Annotated in this window: 18 protein-coding genes, 1 tRNA gene and 1 pseudogene; 16 read left to right on the forward strand and 4 right to left on the reverse strand. The window is 62.7% G+C overall.

Going from position 1 to position 23,207, the window contains the following annotated elements; genetic code table 11:
* The 10 genes and pseudogenes from MHZ91_RS27540 to rpoC all read left to right on the forward strand — a co-directional run.
* A pseudogene (locus MHZ91_RS27540) lies at positions 1–121 on the forward strand (elongation factor Tu); the annotation flags it as partial.
* Between the two features lie 117 nt (positions 122–238).
* A tRNA-Trp gene (locus MHZ91_RS27545) sits at positions 239–314 on the forward strand.
* Positions 315–378: 64 nt separating this feature from the next.
* Entirely contained in the window at positions 379–759 is a 381-nt protein-coding gene (gene secE, locus MHZ91_RS27550; protein WP_046806052.1) for a preprotein translocase subunit SecE, read from the forward strand.
* Between the two features lie 9 nt (positions 760–768).
* Positions 769–1,302: a transcription termination/antitermination protein NusG gene (nusG, locus tag MHZ91_RS27555; protein WP_006389586.1), complete on the forward strand. Its 534-nt coding sequence runs from the start codon at positions 769–771 to the stop codon at positions 1,300–1,302.
* Positions 1,303–1,365: 63 nt separating this feature from the next.
* Entirely contained in the window at positions 1,366–1,797 is a 432-nt protein-coding gene (gene rplK / locus MHZ91_RS27560; RefSeq protein WP_056320728.1) for a 50S ribosomal protein L11, read from the forward strand.
* Between the two features lie 2 nt (positions 1,798–1,799).
* Positions 1,800–2,501 (forward strand): 50S ribosomal protein L1, encoded by a 702-nt coding sequence (gene rplA, locus MHZ91_RS27565; RefSeq protein ID WP_056320726.1) that lies wholly within the window; start codon positions 1,800–1,802, stop codon positions 2,499–2,501.
* A 274-nt stretch (positions 2,502–2,775) separates the two neighbouring features.
* Complete coding sequence (rplJ, locus tag MHZ91_RS27570) at positions 2,776–3,300, forward strand: 50S ribosomal protein L10 (RefSeq protein ID WP_056320723.1); 525 nt, start codon at positions 2,776–2,778, stop codon at positions 3,298–3,300.
* A gap of 81 nt (positions 3,301–3,381) precedes the next feature.
* Positions 3,382–3,762, forward strand: coding sequence for a 50S ribosomal protein L7/L12 (gene rplL, locus MHZ91_RS27575; protein WP_008157777.1), 381 nt, complete (start codon positions 3,382–3,384; stop codon positions 3,760–3,762).
* A gap of 161 nt (positions 3,763–3,923) precedes the next feature.
* On the forward strand, positions 3,924–8,036 hold the full coding sequence (rpoB, locus tag MHZ91_RS27580) for a DNA-directed RNA polymerase subunit beta (protein WP_175124797.1): 4,113 nt from the start codon (positions 3,924–3,926) through the stop codon (positions 8,034–8,036).
* Complete coding sequence (gene rpoC / locus MHZ91_RS27585; protein ID WP_175124796.1) at positions 8,036–12,280, forward strand: DNA-directed RNA polymerase subunit beta'; 4,245 nt, start codon at positions 8,036–8,038, stop codon at positions 12,278–12,280. Before rpoB ends, rpoC begins: the two co-directional genes overlap by 1 nt.
* Positions 12,281–12,394: 114 nt before the next feature.
* On the opposite strand, the gene MHZ91_RS27590 is transcribed toward rpoC, so the two are convergent.
* Positions 12,395–12,790, reverse strand: coding sequence for a TssQ family T6SS-associated lipoprotein (locus MHZ91_RS27590; RefSeq protein WP_175124862.1), 396 nt, complete (start codon positions 12,788–12,790; stop codon positions 12,395–12,397).
* Between the two features lie 155 nt (positions 12,791–12,945).
* On the opposite strand from MHZ91_RS27590, the gene MHZ91_RS27595 reads away from it, so the two are divergent.
* On the forward strand, positions 12,946–14,226 hold the full coding sequence (locus tag MHZ91_RS27595) for a serine/threonine protein kinase (protein ID WP_239216527.1): 1,281 nt from the start codon (positions 12,946–12,948) through the stop codon (positions 14,224–14,226).
* 10 nt (positions 14,227–14,236) lie between these two features.
* On the opposite strand, the gene MHZ91_RS27600 is transcribed toward MHZ91_RS27595, so the two are convergent.
* Genes MHZ91_RS27600 through MHZ91_RS27610 form a run of 3 tightly spaced genes read right to left on the reverse strand, consistent with a single transcriptional unit; the run spans position 14,237 to position 18,408 of the window.
* Positions 14,237–16,540, reverse strand: coding sequence for a CHASE2 domain-containing protein (locus tag MHZ91_RS27600; RefSeq protein WP_239216522.1), 2,304 nt, complete (start codon positions 16,538–16,540; stop codon positions 14,237–14,239).
* Between the two features lie 10 nt (positions 16,541–16,550).
* Entirely contained in the window at positions 16,551–17,657 is a 1,107-nt protein-coding gene (locus MHZ91_RS27605; RefSeq protein WP_239216524.1) for a FecR domain-containing protein, read from the reverse strand.
* 34 nt (positions 17,658–17,691) lie between these two features.
* A complete protein-coding gene (locus MHZ91_RS27610; protein ID WP_175124793.1) occupies positions 17,692–18,408 on the reverse strand; it encodes a response regulator transcription factor in 717 nt (238 codons plus the stop codon).
* Positions 18,409–18,666: 258 nt separating this feature from the next.
* Here MHZ91_RS27610 and MHZ91_RS27615 point away from each other — a divergent pair, with 258 nt between their 5' ends.
* From MHZ91_RS27615 to MHZ91_RS27635, 5 genes are all read left to right on the forward strand, one after another.
* On the forward strand, positions 18,667–19,368 hold the full coding sequence (locus MHZ91_RS27615) for a response regulator transcription factor (RefSeq protein WP_239216526.1): 702 nt from the start codon (positions 18,667–18,669) through the stop codon (positions 19,366–19,368).
* Between the two features lie 506 nt (positions 19,369–19,874).
* Positions 19,875–20,252 carry a 30S ribosomal protein S12 gene (gene rpsL, locus MHZ91_RS27620; protein ID WP_005017264.1) on the forward strand — a complete coding sequence of 126 codons (378 nt, stop codon included), beginning with the start codon at positions 19,875–19,877 and terminating at the stop codon, positions 20,250–20,252.
* Positions 20,253–20,418: 166 nt separating this feature from the next.
* Positions 20,419–20,889, forward strand: coding sequence for a 30S ribosomal protein S7 (gene rpsG / locus MHZ91_RS27625; protein ID WP_006389600.1), 471 nt, complete (start codon positions 20,419–20,421; stop codon positions 20,887–20,889).
* Between the two features lie 18 nt (positions 20,890–20,907).
* A complete protein-coding gene (gene fusA, locus MHZ91_RS27630; RefSeq protein WP_175124791.1) occupies positions 20,908–23,010 on the forward strand; it encodes an elongation factor G in 2,103 nt (700 codons plus the stop codon).
* A gap of 77 nt (positions 23,011–23,087) precedes the next feature.
* On the forward strand, positions 23,088–23,207 hold a 120-nt coding region (locus tag MHZ91_RS27635), incomplete at its 3' end, for a GTP-binding protein (RefSeq protein ID WP_239216528.1).

Consider the following 23,207-nt stretch of genomic DNA (forward strand, 5'->3'; position numbering starts at 1 on the left):
CAACGTGACGATGACCGTCAAGCTGCTGGCCCCGATCGCCATGGAAGAAGGTCTGCGTTTCGCCATCCGTGAAGGCGGTCGTACCGTCGGCGCCGGCGTCGTCGCCAAGATCCTGAAGTAAGCAATACCCGGATGGGTAGGGTGGGCATTCATGCCCCTCTATCCATCTTTGCTGTAAAAGTAGTACTATGTATGGTTCCGCGAGCCGATGCAGGCGGAACAAGAGTTTGATGTGTTTAGGGGCATAGCTCAATTGGCAGAGCGTCGGTCTCCAAAACCGAAGGTTGTAGGTTCGATTCCTACTGCCCCTGCCACCGCCAGGATAAACCCGCGGGAGATCATCGCGAGTTACGCATTCACGGCGGCTCGCGTCGCAATATGTCTAATACCAGCGTTGAAACCGTAACCAGTACCGCCGACCGGGTCAAGCTCGGGCTGGCGGTTCTCGTCGTTATTGCTGGCATCGTCGGGTTTTCCGTGCTTAGCGCACAGCCGATGCCCGCTCGTATCGGTGTGTTCGTCGGCGGCCTCGTGATCGCAGCTGCGATCGCCTGGTTCAGCGAACCCGGTCGCCGTACCCTGAGCTTTGCCAGCGAGTCCTACAACGAAGTCAAGCGTGTCGCGTGGCCCACTCGCAAGGAAACGACCCAGATGACGGGCATCGTTTTCGCGTTTGTCGCGGTCATGGGCATTTTCATGTGGGTGCTCGACAAGGGCATCGAATGGATTCTCTACGGCCTGCTGCTGGGCTGGAAATAAGGACGGCAAATGAGTAAGCGTTGGTATGTCGTCCATGTGTACTCCGGCATGGAAAAAAGCGTACACAAGGCCCTGAACGAGCGCATCGAGCGCGCGGGCCTGCAAACGTCTTTTGGCCGCATTCTTGTGCCCTCCGAAGAAGTCGTCGAGGTCAAGGGCGGTCAGAAGTCGATTACCGAGCGCCGCATTTTCCCCGGTTACGTCCTGGTTGAAATGGACCTGACCGACGAAACGTGGCATTTGGTCAAGAACACCAACCGAGTCACCGGCTTTTTGGGCGGCTCGGGCAATCGTCCGACCCCGATTTCCGAAAAGGAAGTCGAAAAGATCCTCTCCCAGATGGAAGAGGGCGTCGAGAAACCCCGCCCCAAGATCCTGTTCGAAGTGGGCGAGATGGTTCGGGTCAAGGAAGGTCCGTTTGCGGACTTCAACGGCAACGTCGAAGAAGTCAACTACGAAAAGAGCAAGGTTCGTGTGTCCGTCACCATTTTTGGTCGCGCCACGCCCGTCGAGCTCGATTTCAGCCAGGTCGAAAAGACCTGAATTTAACCCCCGGGGAGCCCTGTCCGCACAGGCCAGGGCGATATAACCCGCAAGGAGCAAAGCATGGCGAAGAAGATCGTCGGCTTTATCAAGCTGCAAGTGCCGGCTGGTAAGGCTAACCCCTCCCCCCCGATTGGCCCGGCTCTGGGTCAGCGTGGCCTGAACATCATGGAATTCTGCAAGGCGTTCAACGCCAAGACCCAAGGCATGGAGCCTGGTCTGCCGATTCCGGTGGTGATCACCGCCTTCGCGGACAAGAGCTTCACCTTCATCATGAAGACCCCGCCCGCGACGGTCCTCATCAAGAAGGCTGCTGGCGTGCAAAAGGGTTCGCCCAAGCCGCATACCGACAAGGTCGGCACGCTGACGCGCGCACAAGCTGAAGAAATCGCCAAGGCCAAGGGTCCCGACCTGACCGCCGCCGATCTGGAAGCCGCGGTGCGCACGATCGCTGGCAGCGCCCGCAGCATGGGCATCACGGTTGAGGGGATCTAATCATGGCAAAGTTGTCCAAGCGCGCCGCCGCTATTGCACAAAAGATCGACCGCACCAAGCTGTACCCGGTCGCTGAAGCCCTGACCCTGGTCAAGGAAACCGCCGTCGCCAAGTTCAATGAATCCATTGACGTGGCCGTGCAACTCGGTATCGACCCGAAGAAGTCGGACCAACTGGTCCGCGGTTCGGTCGTGCTGCCCGCCGGCACCGGCAAGTCGGTTCGCGTCGCCGTGTTCGCCCAAGGCGATAAGGCTGAAGCCGCCAAGGCTGCTGGCGCTGACATCGTTGGTCTGGACGACCTGGCTGACAGCATCAAGGCCGGTCAAATGGACTTTGACGTCGTCATCGCCTCGCCCGACACGATGCGTGTCGTCGGCGCCCTGGGTCAGATCCTGGGCCCGCGCGGCCTGATGCCGAACCCGAAGGTCGGCACCGTGACCCCCGACGTCGCAACCGCTGTGAAGAACGCCAAGGCCGGTCAGGTTCAGTACCGTACCGACAAGGCTGGCATCATCCACGCAACGATCGGCCGTGCGTCGTTCGGCGTGGAACAGCTGCAAACCAACCTGGCCGCTCTGGTCGACGCCCTGCAAAAGGCGCGTCCCGCAGCTGCCAAGGGCATTTACCTGCGCAAGCTCGCCGTTTCGTCCACGATGGGCGGCGGTGCGCGTGTGGAAATTGCCTCGCTGTCGGCTTCCAACTAAGCCAACAGCAGTAAACGTACTTTGGGCTGCATCCGGACCCCTCCGGATGTTGCTGTCAAAGACCGCTGGAGCAGGGCAGTGGAAGGGATTCTTCCTTCCGCAAGGAAAGCAGCATCGCCGCTGCCCCGCTTAATCCCGGAGCTCGCATAGTCCGGATCCAGCGTAGACGGCGTCCCCAGGAAGATTTCTTTACCCGAAGAACTCGTCCAGGCGCCGCATTCGGTTGACGCGCAAGGCTCCGGCCCCAGGCGTCTTTTGATGGAGTGTTCAAACCGTGAGTCTCAATCGTCAAGAGAAAGCGGTGGTAATCGAGGAAGTCTCGGCGGAAGTCGCCAAGGCCCAATCGATTGTTATCGCTGAGTACCGTGGTCTGGACGTCGCCTCTGTCACCGTACTGCGCAAAACTGCGCGTGAATCGGGCGTGTATCTGCGTGTTCTGAAGAACTCGCTGGCCCGTCGTGCTGTTGCCGGCACGGCTTTCGAGCCGTTGGCTGAGCAACTGACCGGTCCGCTGATCTATGGCATCAGCACCGATCCGGTCGCGGCGGCCAAGGTCATCGCTGGCTTCGCGAAAAGCAACGACAAGCTGGTCATCAAGGCGGGCGCTCTGCCCAACAACTTGCTGAACCAAGAAGGTGTGAAGGCTCTGGCCACCATGCCCTCGCGCGAAGAGTTGCTGTCGAAGCTGCTTGGCACCATGCAAGCCCCCATCGCGCAATTCGTGCGTACGCTCAACGAAGTTCCGACCAAGTTCGCCCGTGGCCTCGCTGCCGTGCGCGACCAGAAGGCAGCGGCCTAATCGCCCTGCTGTCCGGAATTCGCTGAACGACGAAGCGACACCCAAACCCTGGCATTACCAAAAAATTTGGAGTTCTGAAAAATGGCACTTAACAAAGCTGAAATCCTTGACGCCATCGCTGGCATGACCGTGCTCGAGCTGTCCGAGCTGATCAAGGAAATGGAAGAGAAGTTCGGCGTGTCGGCTGCTGCCGCTGCCGTCGCTGTTGCTGCTCCCGCCGCTGGTGGCGCTGCCGCCGCTGCTGAAGAGCAAACCGAGTTCACCGTCGTCCTGCAAGAAGCCGGCGCGAACAAGGTCAGCGTCATCAAGGCCGTGCGCGAGCTGACCGGTCTGGGTCTGAAGGAAGCCAAGGACCTGGTCGACGGCGCTCCGAAGCCCGTCAAGGAAGCTGTGGCCAAGGCTGACGCCGAAGCCGCCAAGAAGAAGCTGGAAGAAGCTGGCGCCAAGGTCGAAGTCAAGTAAGACCTGCGTCAACTGCCCGGGGACAGCACAGTTTGCAGTCCCCGGGCTTTTGCGTTTCCAGGAAACCCCTACTGAGGGTATGCCCATTCAGTGGGGTTTCCTGGAGTCGTATCACCTGGGGCCGTGGTTGACGGCCCATGCAACCTCGAGTCGGAGTGCTCATGCCTTACTCGTACACCGAAAAAAAGCGCATCCGCAAAAGCTTCGCCAAGCGTGAAGACGTTCAAAACGTTCCCTTCCTTTTGGCGACTCAGCTTCAATCCTACCTAACTTTCCTGCAGGCGGATACCGCCCCGTCCGAACGCGTAGCCGACGGTTTGCAGGCGGCGTTCTCGTCGATTTTCCCGATCGTTAGTCACAACGGTATGGCGCGCTTGGAGTTCGTGAGCTACGTGCTCGGCGAACCGGTGTTCGATGTCAAGGAATGTCAGCAACGTGGCCTGACCTATGCCTCGCCCCTGCGAGCCAAGGTCCGCCTGGTGCTGCTTGACCGCGAAGTCAGCAAGCCCACCGTGAAGGAAGTGAAGGAACAGGAAGTCTACATGGGCGAAATTCCGCTCATGACGGGCACGGGTTCCTTCGTCATCAACGGCACGGAGCGTGTCATCGTTTCGCAGCTGCACCGTTCGCCGGGCGTGTTCTTCGAACACGACCGCGGTAAGACGCACAGCTCGGGCAAGCTCCTGTTCTCGGCCCGCGTGATTCCTTACCGCGGCTCGTGGCTGGACTTCGAATTCGACCCGAAGGACGTCCTGTTCTTCCGCGTCGACCGCCGTCGCAAGATGCCTGTCACGATCCTGTGCAAGGCCATCGGCATGACGCCGGAATCCATCCTGGCCAACTTCTTCGACTTCGACAACTTCGAACTGAAGAGCGAAGGCGCGATGATGGAATTCGTGCCTGAGCGCTGGAAGGGCGAAATGGCCCGTTTCGACATCGCCGACCGTTCGGGCAAGGTGATCGTCGAAAAAGACAAGCGCATCAACGCCAAGCACCTGCGCGACCTGGCTGCCGGCGGCATCCAGCGCATCTCCGTGCCGGAAGATTTCCTGTACGGCCGCGTGCTGGCCAAGAACATCGTCGATGAAGACACCGGCGAAGTCATCGCCAACGCCAACGACGAGATCACGGAAAGCGTGCTGGGCGCCCTGCGCGCGGCCAACGTGCACGATTTCCAGGCGCTGTACACCAACGACCTGGACCGCGGTCCCTATATCTCGCAAACGCTGCGCACCGATGAAACCGCCGACCAGATGGCCGCGCGCGTTGCCATCTACCGCATGATGCGTCCTGGCGAGCCGCCCACCGAAGAAGCGGTGGAAGCGCTGTTCCAGCGTCTGTTCTACAGCGAAGAGACGTACGACCTGTCGCGCGTCGGCCGCATGAAGGTCAACAGCCGTCTGGGCCGTGGTGAGGACATCACCGGTCCGATGACGCTGACCAACGAAGACATCCTTGAAACCATCAAGGTGCTGGTTGAGCTGCGTAACGGCCGTGGCCAGATCGATGACATCGATCACTTGGGCAACCGCCGCGTGCGTTGCGTGGGCGAACTGGCCGAAAACCAGTTCCGCGCCGGTCTCGTGCGCGTCGAGCGCGCCGTCAAGGAACGTCTGGGCCAGGCCGAGACGGAAAACCTGATGCCGCACGACCTGATCAACTCCAAGCCGATCTCGGCTGCCATCAAGGAGTTCTTCGGTTCGAGCCAGCTCTCGCAGTTCATGGACCAGACCAACCCGCTGTCGGAAATCACGCACAAGCGTCGTGTTTCCGCACTGGGCCCGGGCGGTCTGACCCGCGAGCGCGCCGGCTTTGAAGTCCGCGACGTGCACCCGACCCACTACGGCCGCGTCTGCCCGATCGAAACGCCGGAAGGCCCGAACATCGGTCTGATCAACTCCATGGCGCTGTACGCTCGCTTGAACGAGTACGGCTTCCTGGAAACGCCTTACCGCAAGATTGTCGACGGCCGCGTCAGCGACCAGATCGACTACCTGTCCGCCATCGAAGAAAGCCACTACGTCATCGCGCAGGCCAACGCCGCGCTCGACGAAGAAGGCCGTTTCGTTGACGACCTGGTCGCCTGCCGTGAAGCTGGCGAAACGATGCTGACCGCCCCGGCCAACGTGCACTACATGGACGTTGCTCCGTCGCAGATCGTGTCGGTCGCTGCCTCGCTGATTCCGTTCCTCGAGCACGATGACGCGAACCGCGCACTGATGGGCGCCAACATGCAACGTCAGGCCGTGCCTTGCCTGCGCCCGGAAAAGCCGGTCGTGGGTACGGGTATCGAGCGCACCGTGGCCGTTGACTCGGGCACCACCGTGCAGGCGCTGCGTGGCGGTCTGGTCGACCACGTCGACGCCGAGCGCGTCGTGATTCGCGTGAACGACGAAGAAAACGTCGCCGGCGAAGTGGGCGTCGACATCTACAACCTGATCAAGTACACGCGTTCCAACCAGAACACGAACATCAACCAGCGTCCGATCGTCAAGCGTGGCGACCGCGTTGCCAAGGGCGACGTGCTGGCTGACGGCGCATCGACCGACCTGGGCGAACTCGCCCTGGGTCAGAACATGCTGATCGCGTTCATGCCCTGGAACGGCTACAACTTCGAAGACTCGATCCTGATCTCCGAAAAGGTCGTGGCGGATGACCGCTACACCTCGGTGCACATCGAGGAACTGACGGTTGTCGCCCGCGACACGAAGCTCGGACCGGAAGAAATCACCCGCGACATCAGCAACCTGGCTGAAACGCAGTTGAACCGTCTGGACGATTCCGGCATCACGTACATCGGCGCCGAAGTCAGCGCCGACGACGTGCTGGTCGGCAAGGTCACGCCCAAGGGCGAAACCCAGCTGACGCCGGAAGAAAAGCTGCTGCGCGCCATCTTCGGTGAAAAGGCGTCCGACGTTAAGGACACCTCGCTGCGCGTGCCTTCGGGCATGACCGGCACCGTGATCGACGTGCAGGTGTTCACGCGTGAAGGCATCGTGCGCGACAAGCGCGCCCAGTCCATCATCGACGATGAACTGCGCCGCTATCGCCAGGACCTGAACGACCAGCTGCGCATCGTTGAAAACGACCAGTTCGACCGTATCGAAAAGATGCTGGTCAACAAGACCGTCAACGGCGGCCCGCGCAAGCTGGCCAAGGGCGCGACGATCACCAAGGCCTACCTGGCCGACCTGGATCGCTGGCAGTGGTTCGACATCCGTCTGGCCGATGAGCCGCACGCTGTCGTGCTGGAACAGGCCAAGGAATCGCTCGAGCAGAAGCGTCACCAGTTCGATCTGGCCTTCGAAGAGAAGCGCAAGAAGCTGACGCAAGGCGACGAGCTGCCCCCGGGCGTGCTGAAGATGATCAAGGTCTACCTGGCCGTGAAGCGTCGTCTGCAGCCTGGCGACAAGATGGCAGGTCGTCACGGCAACAAGGGTGTGGTCTCGCGCATCACCCCGGTGGAAGACATGCCCCACATGGCTGACGGCACGCCGGCCGACATCGTTCTGAACCCGCTGGGCGTGCCCTCGCGGATGAACGTCGGCCAGGTGCTGGAAGTTCACTTGGGCTGGGCTGCCAAGGGTGTTGGCCATCGCATCGCCGACATGCTGCGTGACGAGCGCACGGCGCAGGTCAAGAACGTCCGCGCTTATCTGGACAAGGTCTACAACACGACCGGCTCCGGCGCGCGCATCGACGAACTGACCGATGACGAAGTCATGGAAATGGCCCAGAACCTCAAGAACGGCGTGCCGTTCGCGACGCCCGTCTTCGACGGCGCGACCGAAGAGGAAATCACCAAGATGCTGGAACTGGCCTATCCGGATGACGTCGCCGAGCGCATGGCGCTGACGCCTTCGCGTACGCAGGCATGGCTGTTCGACGGCCGCACGGGCGAGCAATTCGAGCGCCCCGTGACTGTCGGCTACATGCACTACCTGAAGCTGCACCACTTGGTCGACGACAAGATGCACGCCCGTTCCACCGGCCCGTACTCGCTCGTGACCCAGCAGCCGCTGGGCGGCAAGGCGCAGTTCGGCGGCCAGCGTTTCGGGGAAATGGAAGTGTGGGCGCTGGAAGCATACGGCGCCGCCTACACCCTGCAGGAAATGCTGACGGTGAAGTCGGACGACATCAACGGTCGTACCAAGGTTTACGAGAACATCGTCAAGGGCGACCACGTGATCGACGCCGGCATGCCGGAATCGTTCAACGTTCTGGTCAAGGAAATCCGCTCGTTGGCCCTGGACATGGATTTGGAGCGTAACTAATGAAAGCGCTACTCGACCTCTTTAAGCAAGTCTCTCAAGACGAGCAGTTCGATGCCATCAAGATCGGCATCGCCTCGCCCGAGAAGATCCGTTCGTGGTCCTACGGCGAAGTCCGCAAGCCCGAGACGATCAACTACCGCACGTTCAAGCCCGAGCGTGACGGCCTGTTCTGCTCCAAGATCTTTGGCCCGATCAAAGACTACGAGTGCCTGTGCGGCAAGTACAAGCGCCTGAAGCACCGTGGCGTGATCTGCGAAAAGTGCGGCGTTGAAGTCACCGTCGCCAAGGTTCGCCGTGAACGCATGGGCCACATCGAGCTGGCCAGCCCCGTCGCGCACATCTGGTTCCTGAAGAGCCTGCCGTCGCGTCTGGGCATGGTGCTCGACATGACCCTGCGCGACATCGAACGCGTGCTGTACTTCGAAGCCTGGTGCGTGATCGAACCCGGCATGACGCCGCTCAAGCGCGGCCAGATCATGTCGGACGACGATTTCCTGGCCAAGACCGAGGAATACGGCGACGACTTCCGTGCCCTGATGGGCGCCGAAGCCGTGCGCGAACTGCTGCGCACCATCGACATCGACCGCGAAGTGGAAACGCTGCGCGGCGAACTGAAGGCCACCAGCTCGGAAGCCAAGATCAAGAAGATCTCCAAGCGCCTGAAGGTGCTGGAAGGCTTCCAGAAGTCCGGCATCAAGGCCGAGTGGATGGTCATGGAAGTGCTGCCCGTGCTGCCGCCGGACCTGCGTCCGCTGGTGCCGCTGGACGGCGGCCGCTTCGCGACCTCCGACCTGAACGACCTGTACCGCCGCGTCATCAACCGCAACAACCGTCTGAAGCGTCTGCTCGAGCTCAAGGCGCCTGAGATCATCCTGCGCAACGAAAAGCGCATGCTGCAGGAAGCGGTCGACTCGCTGCTGGACAACGGCCGCCGTGGCAAGGCCATGACGGGCGCCAACAAGCGCCAGCTCAAGTCCCTGGCCGACATGATCAAGGGCAAGAGCGGTCGTTTCCGTCAGAACCTGCTGGGCAAGCGCGTCGACTACTCGGGCCGTTCGGTCATCGTGGTGGGTCCGCAGCTCAAGCTGCATCAGTGCGGTCTGCCCAAGCTGATGGCCCTGGAACTGTTCAAGCCGTTCATCTTCAATCGTCTGGAGATGATGGGCCTGGCCACGACCATCAAGGCTGCCAAGAAACTGGTCGAAAGTCAGGAACCGGTGGTCTGGGACATCCTGGAAGAAGTCATCCGCGAACACCCGGTCATGCTGAACCGTGCGCCGACGCTGCACCGTCTGGGCATCCAGGCGTTCGAGCCGGTGCTGATCGAAGGCAAGGCCATCCAGCTGCACCCGCTGGTTTGCGCGGCGTTCAACGCCGACTTCGACGGTGACCAGATGGCCGTTCACGTGCCGCTGTCGCTGGAAGCCCAGCTGGAAGCGCGCACGCTGATGCTCGCGTCCAACAACGTGCTGTTCCCGGCCAACGGCGAACCGTCGATCGTGCCGTCGCAGGACATCGTGCTGGGTCTGTACTACACGACCCGCGAGCGCATCAACGGCCGTGGCGAAGGCATCTTCTTCATGGACGTCGCTGAAGTCCAGCGCGCCTACGACAACAACGAAGTCGAGCTGCAAAGCCGCATCACCGTGCGCCTGAAGGAACATGAGCGCGACGAGAACGGCGAATGGCAACCGGTGATCCGCCGTCACGAGACGACGGTCGGCCGCGCGCTGCTGTCCGAGATCCTGCCCAAGGGCCTGCCCTTCACCGTCCTGAACAAGGCGCTGAAGAAGAAGGAAATCTCGCGTCTGATCAACCAGTCGTTCCGCCGCTGCGGCCTGCGCGACACGGTGATCTTCGCCGACAAGCTGATGCAGTCGGGCTTCCGCCTGGCCACGCGCGGCGGTATCTCGATCGCCATGGGCGACATGCTGATCCCGACCGCCAAGGAAGGCATCCTGGCCGAAGCCAGCCGCGAAGTGAAGGAAATCGACAAGCAGTACTCGTCGGGTCTGGTCACGTCCCAAGAGCGCTACAACAACGTTGTGGACATCTGGGGCAAGGCTGGCGACAAGGTCGGCAAGGCGATGATGGAACAACTGGCCACCGAGCCCGTGACCAACCGTCACGGCGAGGAGGTGCGCCAGGAGTCCTTCAACTCCATCTACATGATGGCTGACTCGGGCGCCCGCGGTTCGGCTGCCCAGATCCGCCAGCTGGCCGGTATGCGCGGCCTGATGGCCAAGCCGGACGGCTCGATTATCGAAACGCCCATTACCGCAAACTTCCGTGAAGGCCTGAACGTACTCCAGTACTTCATCTCCACTCACGGTGCGCGTAAGGGTCTGGCCGATACGGCACTGAAGACCGCGAACTCGGGTTACCTGACCCGTCGTCTGGTCGACGTGACGCAGGATCTGGTCATCACCGAAGACGACTGCGGCACGTCGCAGGGCTACAACATGAAGGCCCTGGTCGAAGGCGGTGAAGTCATCGAACCGCTGCGCGACCGTATCCTCGGCCGCGTCGCTGCCGTGGACATCGTCAACCCAGACACGCAGGAAACGGCCATCGTCGCCGGCACCCTGCTGGACGAAGATCTGGTCGACACCATCGACCGCATCGGCGTGGACGAAGTCAAGGTCCGCACGCCGCTGACCTGCGAAACGCGTCATGGTCTGTGCGCGCACTGCTACGGCCGCGACCTGGGTCGTGGTTCGCCGGTCAACCAGGGCGAGGCAGTTGGCGTTATCGCTGCCCAGTCCATCGGTGAACCGGGCACGCAGCTCACGATGCGTACGTTCCACATCGGTGGCGCGGCGTCGCGTTCGGCCCTGGCCAGCGCGGTGGAAACCAAGTCGACCGGTACCGTTGGCTTTGCCAGCACGATGCGCTACGTCACGAACGCCAAGGGCGAACGTGTCGCGATTTCGCGCTCGGGCGAACTGGCGATCTTCGACGACAACGGCCGCGAACGCGAACGCCACAAGATCCCGTACGGCGCGACCGTGCTGGTGGGCGATGGCGAAGCCGTGAAGGCTGGCGCGCGCCTGGCAACGTGGGATCCGCTGACCCGTCCGATCGTGTCGGAATACGGCGGCGCCGTCCGCTTCGAGAACATCGAAGAAGGCGTGACCGTTGCCAAGCAGGTGGACGAAGTCACCGGCCTGTCGACGCTCGTCGTCATCACGCCGAAGACCCGTGGCGGCAAGATCGTCATGCGTCCGCAGATCAAGCTGGTCAACGAGAACGGCGAAGACGTCAAGATCGCCGGCACCGATCACTCGGTGAACATCTCGTTCCCGGTGGGTGCGCTGATCACGGTGCGTGACGGCCAGCAGGTTGCCGTGGGTGAAGTTCTGGCGCGTATTCCGCAAGAATCGCAAAAGACCCGCGACATTACCGGCGGTCTGCCGCGTGTGGCCGAACTGTTCGAAGCACGTTCGCCGAAGGACGCCGGCATGCTCGCCGACGTCACCGGTACGGTTTCGTTCGGCAAGGACACCAAGGGCAAGCAGCGTCTGGTCATCACCGACCTGGAAGGCGTGAGCCACGAGTTCCTGATTCCGAAGGAAAAGCAGGTGCTGGTGCACGACGGCCAAGTGGTGAACAAGGGCGAAATGATCGTGGACGGCCCGGCCGATCCCCACGACATCCTGCGCCTGCAAGGCATCGAGAAGCTGGCGACGTACATCGTCGACGAAGTGCAGGACGTTTACCGTCTGCAGGGCGTGAAGATCAACGACAAGCACATCGAAGTGATTGTTCGTCAGATGCTGCGCCGTGTGAACATCGTTGACGCGGGCGACACCGAGTTCATCCCGGGCGAGCAGGTCGAGCGCTCCGAGCTGTTGAACGAAAACGACCGCGTCACGGCTGCCGACCTGCGTCCGGCTACGTACGACAACGTGCTGCTGGGTATCACGAAGGCCTCGCTGTCGACCGACTCGTTCATCTCGGCTGCTTCGTTCCAGGAGACCACCCGTGTCCTGACCGAAGCCGCCATCATGGGCAAGCGCGACGACCTGCGTGGCTTGAAGGAAAACGTCATCGTCGGCCGCCTCATCCCGGCGGGTACCGGCCTGGCTTACCACCATGCACGCCGCGACAAGGAACAGCTGGAGGCGGCGGAACGCGAAGCCGCTCGCCAGCAGGCCAACCCGTTCGAAGACGCACCGGTCACGGTGGGTTCGGACGCCGAGACGCCTGCTTCCGACGTGGGTACCGACGACGCCGCCGAATAAGCGGATCGTCCGGACAGGTTCCACCGCGAGGCTGCGGTGGAAGCCTGAAAATAAAAAGGCCGCTGATGCGAATCAGCGGCCTTTTTGCTTGCGAAAAGAACGGGTGCGGCAGGACTACTTGGCGGCCTGCGCGCGGGCGCGCTGGAAGACCGGTCCCCAGACCGGATGACCGGCTTCGGCGGGGGCGAGTTCAAACGCCGGATCCAGCACCAGGATACGCGCGAAGCTGTCCTCGCAAAGCTGGGTATAACGCGTCACGCAATAGCTGAACGCCTGAAGCTTATAGGCCTCTATGCGTACTGCTTTGGACGAGGTGGCCAGGGTATCGGACCGGGCAACGCCGCGGATGACTTCGCCATATTGACCGGCGCTGTATTGGTCGCGCACCTGCTGCAGCTCGGCCAGGGCTTCGGCCGTCGGAGGGCTCTCGGGTTTCGGTTTGGAGATGCCCGCGCAACCGGCCAGGAGGGCCGATACGCCAAGCAGACTGCTCAGGATGCGAATTTTCATGGCTTCCAAAGATGTAGGGTGATGACGCAGTACGCTATCGTGCCACAGCCTGATGCGCTCGGACATTTTCGGCAATGTCCTGACCTTGCGGATTGGATAATATTCCGCCTAAATAGCCCCTGAACCCGTTTTGGCGCGCACGCGCAGCTTCGATGATGTCTACTCCCGCCGGCTTGTTGACGCCGCGTGGCCCCTTTTCCGGCGCCGCGCCGTTGGCCCTGCGCCCGTTGAGCGCCATTGCCGCCAGCGCGGCAGGCGGGGTGCCGGAGTCGCGCATCAAGCGGCTTCTCTCGGACCTTTTGCCGTCTCTCGTCGCACTGCATGCGCAGGGCGAAATCTGTGGCGACATTTCGCTCGAAACCGTCGGCATGGACGAGAACGCGCGCGCGCATCTGCTGCCCGAACTGGCGGTGGCGCGGTCGCGCCGTTCCAGCCGGACGCCGGCCGCCGGCTTCGCGCCGTTCGAGCTGTACACCGACTCCATGGAATGGCCGCGCGGGCCCTGGTCGGACATCTACTCCCTGTGCGCGGTGGCGTACGCCCTGGTGATCGGCAGCCGGCCGCCGCCGGCGCCGGAACGCCGCGCCCACGACGAGTACGAAGCGCTGGCGGACATGGGGCTGCCCAAGTACAGCCAGGAATTCCTGCGTGTCATCGATGCCGGCATGTCGATGGACACCAAGGCGCGGCCGCAGTCGTTGGCAGAGCTGGCCAGCCTGCTGGGCGTTGCGGCCTACGACGAACCCGAAGCGCCCGAAGACGAATTGGACGAAGTGGCCAAGGTCGCGCCCATGGCGGGTTTGCCGGAACGGCGCGAGCCCGCCCGGCGGCGGGGACCGTTGCTGTTCTGGCTGTTGATCCTGGCGCTCATCGGCGCAGGCGTTTACGCGTGGTTTCAGTGGGGCAAGGGCACGCCCAACGCCCTCATCACGCGCTCGGAAGTCGTGCAGCCGAATCCGCCCGTCGTGCATCCGTTGCCGCAGACCCCGCCGCCCGCGCCACCGCCAGCGCCAGCGGCCACCCAGGCGCCTGCGGATCTGCCGTCGTTGACGGCCAGTGGCGCCGCATCCGGGCAGCCAGCCGCCGCCGGGTCTGTCGCGACTGCCGCCGCGTCATCCGCGGGGGCGCAGTCAAATCCGGCGAGTACCGCCGAGGCGCCGCCAGCGCCCGAAGTGCAGGAACCGGCGCCGCCCGCCGCGACCGAAGAAGCGCCCAAGCCCAAGCCGGTGCCGGTCACCGTGCGGCTGGACATCCGTCCTTGGGGTGAAGTCTGGATCAACGGCGTGGCGCGCGGCATCAGCCCGCCCGTGAAGGACCTCAAGCTGATTCCGGGCAAGTACCAGGTGGTCGTGCGCAACGCCGACCTGCCGCCGTTGCGCATGACGCTCGAGGTCAAGCCGGGCAAGCCGGCGGTCATCTCGCACACCTTCCAGTAAATAGGGCGGTCTACACCTTCAGCAGGTGCAGGATGAACTCGGAGCCGACGCCCGGTTCACTCTGCACCTCGATGCGCCCGCCATGCCGTTTGGCGACGGTGTGCACGAAAGCCAGTCCCAACCCGGCACCGCCCACATCCCCCCGCGTTTCAACGCCCACTCGCGCAAACGGTTCGAACAACCGGGCTACGTCCTGGGCCGCGATTCCCTGGCCTTGATCCTTGATGCGCACGCGCCAGAAGCTGGGCTGTTCATCAATGCCGCATTCGATCCGCGTGCCGCTGGCGCTGTACTTGATGGCGTTGTCGACCAGATTGCAGAGCGCGCGTATCAGCAGCGTCTGTTCGCCGCGGGTGTAGGCAACCGGGAGCGGCATCCGGGTCTCCAATGCGATGCCGCGTTTGTTGGCAGACGGCCAGAGATCGTCGACGGCGTCCTGCAGCAAACTGCCCAGATCCAGCTCGATGGTGCTGATCGGCATCGATTCGGCACGTGTCAGATGCACGAAGTCATCGACCAGCGTGAGCGTGCGATTGGCCAGCATCGCAATGCGCTCGAGCGTGTCGGGCCGCACTTCCTGCTGCCCGCCTTCCCGCGATAGCTCCACCAACGCAAGGATCGAGCTTTGCGGCGCGCGCATGTCGTGCGAGATGAAGCGCAGCGTTTCTTCGCGTTGACGCTCGGCCTGGCGAATGCTTGAGATGTCGGTCAGCGTGGCGACCGTGCCTGCGAACTGGCCCTCGGCCGTGTGGATAGGGGCGCATTTCAGGATCAGGTCGCGGCCGGCGCGGTCGCGCACTTCGACGTCCGCGCTCCAAGGCGAGGCGGCGTCGGCGGGCGGACGGCCGCTTAACGCCTCTGCCACGCGTGTCCGCGCCGCCTCGTCGGCGAGGGTATGTTCCAGCAGGTGCGCTGCCGGCCGGCCGATCCGAGGCGGACGGATGCCAAGCCGCTGGAAGAACAGGATGGCGGCCTGGTTGCGGAATCGCATGCGGCCTTCCTGGTCGAACACCAGCGTCGCATCCGGCATGCCGTCCAGCCCGTCAGCCAGGAACCGCCGCAGGTTGCGCACTCGCGCCAGCGCACGCCGAAGTTCGCCGACCCGGCTCTCCAGCGACGCATTCGGATTGGCAAGCTGCACGCGGGCTTCGTTCAGGATCGGGGGGTATTCGCGCTGCAGGCGCTGCAGTTCCGTATCCATATAGCGCAGCGCGGCTTCCTGATTGCGCCAGCTCCAGAGCGGATAGCACAAGGCCACGCCCGCCAACGCCGCGGTCGGTGCGAACCACAGATAGGCCTGGGCAAGGAGCAGCCACGATGCAAGCAGGATGGCGGCAAGCAGCGCAAGGCTGACCAGCAGCGCCTTCTTGGGCGACAGGCGCCACAAGGCCAGGCTGGCGAGCAACACCGGCAACAGCGCGAAAAGCGCGCTCCACCCGGCCGGCGGCCGCTGGAAGGCGATGTCGTCCCGCGCGGCCTGCAGAACGTTGGCGATGATTTCCACGCCCGATATGCCGCTGACGTCGTGCGACACCGGCGTCGGATATTCGTCGCCCAGGCCCGTCGCCCAGGCGCCCACCAGCACATATTTGCCGCGCAGCTCCTCGGGCGTCCAATCGCCCCGCAGCACGGAAAGATAGGAGACGGTCCGCACGTGGCCGGGCGGGCCTGCATACGGGATCAGGATCCGTCCGTCGGCGTTTGCACGCTTGAGCAACCGTTGGGCGCGATCAGCTTCGCCGCCGACCTCGAGCATCGAGATGGCCAGATGATTTCTGCGGTCGCCGGCAAATTGCGCGGTGAGGGCGGCTTCGCGCACGACGCCGTCCGGGTCGATGACTGCATTGATGAAGCCGGTGGAGGCCGATGCCTGCGCCAATTCGGGGATCGGCAGGCCGATGGCCGTCGGGTTTTTCAGACGGTCCAGAACCACGGGCAGCACGGTGTGCGCGTTGCGCCGGATGCTGTCCGCCAGGATGGCATCGTCTGCGGCATTGATCTTGTCTGGCTCGGCAAAGATGAGATCCACCCCCACAGCCCGCGCGCCCGCCAGCCGGTCGAGCAAGGCCGCGTGGATGGCACGCCGCCACGGCCAGCGTCCCAGCGCGTCGATGCTCGCGTCGTCGATCGCCACGACCAGGATGTCCGGATCAGCCGGACGGCCCGTCATCATCACCGCGCGGTCGTAGAAGACCTGATCAAGACGGCCGAGCCCGTTGAAAGTGCCCAGGAAAGCGGCCAGCGCCGCCAAAACCAACGTCAGCCACAGTCCGGACCGCCAGGACCGGTCGAGCGAGTCGGCGGGGGCGGCCATGGCGCTTGTCCTAGTACGCGGTCAGCGTCACCAGCCCGCCAGAGCCGCTGCCAACGCCAAGGCCGTACGACGTCATCAACATGTTCGCGCCCTCGAAGGATCGGACTGAATCCGCCCCGTGCAGGCCAAGGGCATCGACGGCGCGCACCGACACGTAGAACGTGCCGGGGCCCGGCGCGGAAAAGCGGATGTCGTTGGCCGGAAAGCTGGCGGACGACACGGGCAGCGCGCCATCGGCATCGCGCGAGACGCGAACCAGATAGCTTTGCGCCCCTTCGACCGGCACAAACGGCACCGACCACGTGCCGCCGGCGCGTACCGGATCGCCCAATTGCGGCGCGGCGAGCAGCGGACGCAGGGCGGACATGGCGCCGTCGGCGCCCACCGCGGCGCCGTAACCTTGCGCCACCGCGACCGGCTTGGCGGGCGAATCGCCGGGCGCGTGCGCCTGCAAGCGCACGCTGCCTTCCAGGACTTCGCTATGGACGCCTTGCGCGCTGCTCTGCACGCGGAATCGCGTGCCGCGCACACCCGTCACGGCGACCGGCGTGCGGATCTCGAAACGGCCCACACCCTGGCCCGCTGGCGCGACGCTGGATTCCACGCTGCCGCGCCGCACATTGATCACCGAATCCGTCAGCGCAGTGCCTTCGAACTGGCGCAGGCGTGTGAGGTCCACCGCGCCGTTGGACGGCAACGTGAGCCGCGATCCGTCGGCAAGCTGTAGCGTGACGAAACCGTTGGGAGCGGTTTCCAGCGTACTGCCTTCGGACACCGGCGTTCCGGGCTGCACGGACTTGCCATTCAGGCTGGCCTGACCGCTGACGTGCACGACCTGCGCCTGCGCGTCGCGCACCGGAATCATCGCCAGCGGGATGTGCAGTTCCAACCCGATGGGCAGCAGTTCCGGGGTCACGACCTTGTTGAGCGTCTGCAACCGGTTCCAGTTGGCCTGGTTGCGCGTGTACTGCGTGGCCAGTTCGATCAGCGTCTCGCCCTGGCGCACGCGATGGATGAAGTCGTCGCCCAATGCGCCGGCGGGCTGGCTGTGCGCGGGGGCGGCCAGCATCATGCAGGAAGCCAGGACAAGCAGAGAAAGCGCGCGGAAGCGGCTCATGGCAAACGATTCTCCAGGGATTCGGGCGACGCCGTTACGGCGAAAGGTTCTGGCCGTCGTCGGACGGGCTGACCAGTTCGAGCCGGTAGCCAAGCGCATAAGAGGAGGTCAGGCGCACGCCGTGCTGCGGACGGAGCTGCAGCTTCTGCCGGATGTTCGACAGGTGCGTATCCAACGTGCGCGAGGTGGCGGGGATTTCGCGGTTCCAGACGCACTCGGCGAGCACGTCGCGCGACATGAGCCGGCCGACATTGCGAAAGAACAGCAGCGCCAGCTCGAATTCCTTCGGGGCCAGCGAAATCGCAACGTCGTCCAGCGAAATGGCGCGCGCCGCGGGGTCGACCCGATACCGCGCGACTTCAATGGTCTGGTCGACGGGCTCGGCGATCTGGCTGCGGCGCAACAGCGCCGCGACCCGTGCCAGCAGCTCCAGCGGACGCATCGGCTTGACGATGTAGTCGTCCGCGCCTGCACGCAGGCCTTCGACCAGATCATCCTCGGCCGACCGGTTGGTCAGGAAAATCACGGGAATGCGCGCGCCGATGTGTGTGCGCAGCCAGCGGACGACGTCGTCGCCATCGATGTCGGGCAGGTGCCAGTCCAGCAGCACCAGGTCATACGTTTCAGTGCGAAGGGCGGCGAGCAGATCCCGGCTCTGGTGATAGCTGGTGCAAGCATAGCCGGCGGCGGTCAGAACTTGCTGGATGCGCCGAGCCTGGTCCAGGTCGTCTTCCAGCGACGCGATTTTCATTAGACGAGTTCTCGCGAAAGTTGGCTGCGCAGGCGCGCGTGTGGCGACCTAGCAAAACGAAGGGGGGATTTATGTAAACGAATGATAACTCGGGAAAACCCTTCCGCGGCTACGTTATGGCAAGAACTGTCAAACATTGCAAAGTTGACGAATCTTGACTGGAGTTGTTGCATAGGGCGACGCCAAACTGTTCCAACGATGTCACCAGCCGCGACACAGCAGGCGGTGCAAGGGGAGGGAATGCAGACCGGAACAGATATGAATCAATTGCGCATACTTGTGATGTCACCGGACGAAACCGTGCGCGGTTCGTCCGTGTCCACGCTGTTGCAGGCCGGCATCTCGGCCCGCGGATGCTCGACCTCGTTGGAATTGTTCGGCCTGCTCAGCAGCGGCCACCACGATGCCGTGGTTCTGGACATCGGCGCGTCGGGCGAAATCGGTTATGCCCTCATTGCGCGGCTGCATGGCTCCGCACCGCTGGGCATCGTGGTTGTCGGCAAGGGCATGCCGGTGGACAGCCGCTTGCGCTGCCTGCAGAGCGGCGCCGATGCCTGCCTGCCTGATCCCCAGGATCCTCGTGAACTCGTCTGCATCTTGCTGGCGCTGGCGCGCCGCCTGCCGGCGGCCGCCGATCCCGCCGAGCCGCAGGACGGGGGCAGCGGCCGCTGGGAGCTCCACGACCAGGGCTGGACGCTGGCCGCCCCGAATGGCGTCACGCTGTCGCTGTCCGCCAACGAGCGCCTCATCGTTCGCGCCCTGCTGAACGTGGCGGGAAAGGCGGTCGACCGCGAAGCCCTGGGGAACGAATTGCAGGTGGAAGGGGGCGCTGCACGAGCCAGCAGCGCGCGCAGCATCGACGTTATTGTCAGCCGGCTGCGGCGCAAGGCCGAACAGGCAGGCGTGGTGTTGCCGATCCGCACGGTATACGGCAGCGGCTATCTTTTTACAGACCGCTAAACGCGCACGCTGTACACTTCGCGGGTCCATGGGAGGGCAGGGATTGCCCGGTTAGGGCGTCACGGCCGGCCGCACTTGCCGGTCCTGGATCTGCCCGCTACGTGGCCCCAATTTTCGCCAGCGGCGGTCAAATGCCCCGCTTTTCGCGCCAACTCGCCGCTGCGCGACACTTACAAAAAACTTTGACAGTAGCCCTTGATCTCAGTTATGCTAAAGGGCTTACTGCTTTATTTCGCGCGCAAAATCCGCACGCTCAGGCAGACAGTTCAGGATCAAGGCCCAAAGGCGCGTCACGAACCTTTGTCCTTGGCCCAGCTAGCACCAACTGTTTTTCTGGCTGCACCCGATTTTGTGCGTTTGTCATGGTTTGTTGGCAAGCCCGCTCTTTTACGTATTTGAACGTTTGAGGCGGTTTTGCGCGAACTGCCTTCTCCGAAAGCTCACCCGCTCCAGGAGACGAGTACGTAAGTACTTACCAGTGGTACGTAAAAGGGATTTCAAAGGTCATGCCTACCATTAGCCAACTCGTGCGCAAGCCGCGCGAAGTCAGCATCATCAAAAGCAAGAGCCCCGCGCTCGAAAACTGCCCGCAACGCCGCGGCGTGTGCACTCGCGTGTACACCACCACCCCCAAGAAGCCGAACTCCGCTCTGCGTAAGGTTGCCAAAGTGCGTCTGACCAACGGTTACGAAGTCATTTCGTACATCGGCGGTGAAGGCCACAACCTGCAAGAGCACTCGGTGGTTCTGGTGCGTGGCGGCCGTGTGAAGGACTTGCCCGGTGTGCGTTATCACATCGTGCGCGGTTCCCTTGACCTGCAAGGCGTCAAGGACCGTAAGCAAGCCCGCTCGAAGTACGGCGCCAAGCGCCCGAAGAAGGCTTAATAGCAAGTCGGCAGTACCCCCACGTGACGGAAGTCCGTCACCCGGGAAGTGCGACCGCGCCGTCCAGATGATGGGAAGGTGCGCGGCACGTAAGGGGTCGTCCCAATGGACGGCCATGGCCGTGTAATGAAACACGGTTCAACTGAACAGACACAAGGAAGCAACAATGCCCCGTCGTCGCGAAGTACCCAAGCGCGAGATTCTGCCCGATCCCAAGTTCGGCAGCGTCGAGCTCGCCAAGTTCATGAACGTCGTCATGCTGGACGGCAAGAAGGCCGTCGCCGAGCGCATCGTTTACGGCGCCCTCGAGCAAGTCGCCACCAAGACCGGCAAAGAGCCGATCGAGGTTTTCAGCCTGGCGATCAACAACATCAAGCCGATCGTCGAAGTCAAGAGCCGCCGCGTTGGCGGTGCCAACTACCAAGTGCCGGTTGAAGTGCGCCCCGTGCGCCGCCTGGCCCTGGCTATGCGTTGGCTCCGTGAAGCCGCCAAGAAGCGTGGCGAGAAGTCGATGGATCTGCGTCTTGCTGGCGAACTGATCGACGCCTCCGAAGGTCGTGGCGCCGCGATGAAGAAGCGCGAAGACACGCACAAGATGGCAGAGGCCAACAAGGCCTTCAGCCATTTCCGCTGGTAATTTAAGGACTAATCCACCATGGCCCGCAAAACCCCGATCGAGCGCTATCGCAACATTGGTATCTCTGCGCACATCGATGCAGGGAAGACCACCACGACCGAACGTATCCTGTTCTACACCGGCGTCAATCACAAGATTGGCGAAGTGCATGATGGCGCAGCCACCATGGACTGGATGGAGCAAGAGCAAGAGCGTGGCATCACCATTACGTCGGCTGCTACGACGGCGTTTTGGCGTGGCATGGCCGGCAACTACCCCGAGCACCGCATCAACATCATCGACACCCCGGGACACGTGGACTTCACCATCGAGGTGGAACGTTCCATGCGCGTCCTGGACGGTGCTTGCATGGTCTACTGCGCGGTGGGCGGTGTTCAGCCCCAGTCCGAAACCGTGTGGCGTCAAGCCAACAAGTACGGCGTGCCGCGTCTGGCCTTCGTCAACAAGATGGACCGCACCGGCGCCAACTTCTTCAAGGTCTATGACCAGCTGAAGAACCGCCTGCGCGCCAATCCCGTGCCGATCGTCATTCCCATCGGCGCCGAAGACACGTTCCAAGGCGTGGTCGACCTGGTCAAGATGAAGGCGATCATTTGGGACGAAGCCAGCCAAGGCACCAAGTTCGACTACAAGGACGTTCCGGCCGAGCTGGAAGGTCTGGCGAACGAATGGCGTGAAAAGCTGGTTGAAGCCGCCGCTGAGTCGTCGGAAGAGCTGATGAACAAGTACCTGGAAACGGGTTCCTTGGAAGAAGCCGAAATCAACCTGGCCATCCGTCAACGCACCATCGCTGGCGAAATCCAGCCGATGCTGTGCGGCACCGCCTTCAAGAACAAGGGCGTGCAGCGCATGCTGGACGCGGTCATCGACTACCTGCCTTCGCCCGTGGACATCCCCCCGGTCGACGGTCAGGACGACGACGGCAACGCGATCAAGCGCAATGCCGACGACACCGAGAAATTCTCGGCCCTGGCATTCAAGCTGATGAGCGATCCGTTCGTGGGTCAATTGACCTTCGTGCGTGTGTACTCGGGCGTCCTGAAGTCGGGCGATACGGTCTACAACCCCATCAAGGGCAAGAAGGAACGTATCGGCCGCATTCTGCAGATGCACGCGAACAACCGCGAAGAAATCAAGGAAGTGTTGGCAGGCGACATCGCCGCCGTGGTCGGCCTGAAGGACGTGACCACCGGCGAAACGCTGTGCGACATCGACTCCCACATCCTGCTCGAACGCATGATTTTCCCGGAGCCCGTGATTTCGCAGGCCGTCGAACCCAAGTCGAAGGCTGACCAGGAAAAGATGGGTCTGGCGCTGTCGCGTCTGGCTCAGGAAGATCCGTCGTTCCGCGTGCGCAGCGACGAAGAATCCGGCCAAACCATCATTTCCGGCATGGGCGAGCTCCACCTGGAAATTCTGGTCGACCGCATGAAGCGCGAATTCGGCGTGGAAGCCAACGTCGGCAAGCCGCAAGTGGCCTATCGCGAAACCATCCGCAAGGTCTGCGAAGAAGTCGAAGGCAAGTTCGTCAAGCAGTCGGGCGGTCGTGGTCAGTACGGTCACGTTGTCCTGAAGGTCGAGCCCCTGGCTCCTGGCGGCGGCTACGAATTCGTGGACGCCATCAAGGGCGGTGTGGTTCCTCGCGAATACATCCCCGCGGTGGACAAGGGCATCCAGGAAACGCTGCCTTCGGGCATCCTGGCCGGCTACCCGGTCGTGGACGTCAAGGTCACGCTGTTCTTCGGTTCGTACCACGACGTCGACTCGAACGAAAACGCGTTCAAGATGGCCGGTTCGATGGCATTCAAGGAAGGCATGCGCAAGGCTAGCCCCGTGCTGCTGGAACCGATGATGGCCGTCGAAGTCGAAACGCCGGAAGACTACGCTGGCACCGTGATGGGCGATCTGTCCTCGCGTCGCGGCATGGTCCAAGGCATGGACGACATGGTTGGCGGTGGCAAGACCATCAAGGCTGAAGTGCCCCTGGCCGAGATGTTCGGTTACGCCACGAACCTGCGTTCGCTGACGCAAGGCCGTGCTACGTACACGATGGAATTCAAGCATTACTCCGAGGCTCCCAAGAACGTCGCTGACGAAGTCATCGCCGCTCGGGCCAAGTAAATAACCCTTGCCGGGTCCGTCCATCCGGACGGCCCCGGCAGAAATCAAGTTTCCTTGAAAGTCAAAGGATAGAGATCATGGCAAAAGGCAAGTTTGAACGTACCAAGCCGCACGTGAACGTGGGTACGATTGGTCACGTTGACCACGGCAAAACGACGTTGACGGCGGCGATCACGACCGTTCTGTCGACCAAGTTC

The organism is Achromobacter sp. ACRQX (assembly GCF_022346505.1).
In the GTDB taxonomy this organism is placed as follows: Bacteria; Pseudomonadota; Gammaproteobacteria; order Burkholderiales; family Burkholderiaceae_B; genus Achromobacter; species Achromobacter animicus.